Here is a 228-nt window from a genome sequence, read left to right on the forward strand (position 1 = left end):
TAATAACTTATCTGCATCTTTATCCAAGGGGAAATACGCACTCAAGCACCGATTCTGAAACCGTGTGAGGCATAAGCGTGACCGTGCTGCCCCACTCTTTCGCACGCGCTTTTATTTCATTCAATATAGGCGTAATGCCTGCAATGTCTAATTCACCTGCAAAGTCAGCCGCAACCTGCAGACTTCCCTCTTCCTGATGCAATGTCAGGAGCAGCGTGTTGCTTTGCC

The 228-nt window shown here is 48.2% G+C and carries 1 protein-coding gene; it reads right to left on the minus strand.

Going from position 1 to position 228, the window contains the following annotated elements; translation table 11 throughout:
- Positions 1–19 precede the first annotated feature (19 nt).
- On the minus strand, positions 20–228 hold a 209-nt coding region (locus LKX83_RS33065), incomplete at its 5' end, for a hypothetical protein (protein ID WP_227887527.1).

Source organism: Cohnella baijiui (assembly GCF_020731285.1).
In the GTDB taxonomy this organism is placed as follows: Bacteria; Bacillota; Bacilli; order Paenibacillales; family Paenibacillaceae; genus Cohnella.